1 rRNA gene is annotated in these 2500 nt (G+C 59.1%); it reads left to right on the top strand.

Annotated features, from left to right (window positions below):
* Positions 1 to 302 precede the first annotated feature (302 nt).
* Positions 303 to 2500, top strand: a 23S ribosomal RNA gene (locus tag ACFYY8_RS42030); the annotation flags it as partial.

Here is a 2500-nt window from a genome sequence, read left to right as displayed (position 1 = left end):
CACTTCTCGCCGGGCTCGCCCGGCCAGAGGCCAGTACACCGGCGCACGTCCGGTGCTGGCGGCTCATGGGTGGAACGTTGATTAGTCGGCACTCTCGACCGTCTTCTCCTTCCAGTACGGCCCCCTTCGGGGCATGGAACGAACGAGGAGCGGCAGGGAGCGCCGGGCACGCTGTTGGGTGTCTGAGGGCACGGCCGCAAGGCCCGCTCCTCGGTGCCGACCCCGGTAAAAATCCGCTCCGGCGGGTTGTGACGGGTGGTCGGTCGTTGTTTGAGAACTGCACAGTGGACGCGAGCATCTGTGGCCAAGTTTTTAAGGGCGCACGGTGGATGCCTTGGCACCAGGAACCGATGAAGGACGTGGGAGGCCACGATAGGCCCCGGGGAGTCGTCAACCAGACTTTGATCCGGGGGTGTCCGAATGGGGAAACCCGGCAGTCGTCATGGGCTGTCACCCATACCTGAACACATAGGGTATGCGGAGGGAACGCGGGGAAGTGAAACATCTCAGTACCCGCAGGAAGAGAAAACAACCGTGATTCCGGGAGTAGTGGCGAGCGAAACCGGATGAGGCCAAACCGCAGGCGTGTGAGACCCGGCAGGGGTTGCGCATGCGGGGTTGTGGGATCTCTTGTTCATGGTCTGCCGGCCATGAGGCGAGTCAGAAACCGTTGACGTAGGCGAAGGACATGCGAAAGGTCCGGCGCAGAGGGTAAGACCCCCGTAGCCGAAACGTCAACGGCTCGCTGAAGAGACACCCAAGTAGCACGGGGCCCGAGAAATCCCGTGTGAATCCGGCGGGACCACCCGCCAAGCCTAAATATTCCCTGGTGACCGATAGCGGATAGTACCGTGAGGGAATGGTGAAAAGTACCGCGGGAGCGGAGTGAAATAGTACCTGAAACCGTGTGCCTACAAGCCGTGGGAGCGTCGCGTCGGACGACTTGTCGTCCGGCGTCGTGACTGCGTGCCTTTTGAAGAATGAGCCTGCGAGTTTGCGGTGTGTTGCGAGGTTAACCCGTGTGGGGAAGCCGTAGCGAAAGCGAGTCCGAACAGGGCGATCCAGTAGCATGCCCAAGACCCGAAGCGGAGTGATCTAGCCATGGGCAGGTTGAAGCGGAGGTAAGACTTCGTGGAGGACCGAACCCACCAGGGTTGAAAACCTGGGGGATGACCTGTGGTTAGGGGTGAAAGGCCAATCAAACTCCGTGATAGCTGGTTCTCCCCGAAATGCATTTAGGTGCAGCGTCGCGTGTTTCTTGCCGGAGGTAGAGCACTGGATAGGCGATGGGCCCTACCGGGTTACTGACCTTAGCCAAACTCCGAATGCCGGCAAGTGAGAACGCGGCAGTGAGACTGTGGGGGATAAGCTCCATGGTCGAGAGGGAAACAGCCCAGAGCATCGACTAAGGCCCCCAAGCGTACGCTAAGTGGGAAAGGATGTGGAGTCGCACAGACAACCAGGAGGTTGGCTTAGAAGCAGCCACCCTTGAAAGAGTGCGTAATAGCTCACTGGTCTAGTGATTCCGCGCCGACAATGTAGCGGGGCTCAAGCGTACCGCCGAAGTCGTGTCATTGCAGTACATACCCCCAACGGGGACTGTGATGGGTAGGGGAGCGTCGTCTGCCGGGTGAAGCAGCCGCGGAAGCGAGTTGTGGACGGTTGACGAGTGAGAATGCAGGCATGAGTAGCGATACACACGTGGGAAACGTGTGCGCCGATTGACTAAGGGTTCCTGGGTCAAGCTGATCTGCCCAGGGTAAGTCGGGACCTAAGGCGAGGCCGACAGGCGTAGTCGATGGATAACCGGTTGATATTCCGGTACCCGCTGTGAAGCGTCAAACATTGAATCGGGCGATGCTAAGTCCGTGAAGCCGTTCCGGACCCTTCGGGGAAAGGAAAGTGGTGGAGCCGACGAACCGGACCCGTAGTAGGTGAGTGATGGGGTGACGCAGGAAGGTAGTCCAGCCCGGGCGGTGGTTGTCCCGGGGTAAGGGTGTAGCCCGTCATCCAGGTAAATCCGGATGGCACGTGGGTGAGACCCGATGCCGAGCCGATTGTGGTGAAGTGGATGATCCTATGCTGTCGAGAAAAGCCTCTAGCGAGTTTCATGGCGGCCCGTACCCCAAACCGACTCAGGTGGTCAGGTAGAGAATACCGAGGCGTTCGGGTGAACTATGGTTAAGGAACTCGGCAAAATGCCCCCGTAACTTCGGGAGAAGGGGGGCCATGTCCGGTGATCCGATTTACTCGGTGAGCTGGGTGTGGCCGCAGAGACCAGCGAGAAGCGACTGTTTACTAAAAACACAGGTCCGTGCGAAGCCGTAAGGCGATGTATACGGACTGACGCCTGCCCGGTGCTGGAACGTTAAGGGGACCGGTTAGTCACTCTTCGGGGTGGCGAGGCTGAGAACTTAAGCGCCAGTAAACGGCGGTGGTAACTATAACCATCCTAAGGTAGCGAAATTCCTTGTCGGGTAAGTTCCGACCTGCACGAATG

The organism is Streptosporangium sp. NPDC001559 (assembly GCF_042893955.1).
Classification (GTDB): Bacteria; Actinomycetota; Actinomycetes; order Streptosporangiales; family Streptosporangiaceae; genus Streptosporangium.
Note: the sequence above shows the minus strand (reverse complement) of the source record. Positions and strands in the feature narration are given on the sequence as shown.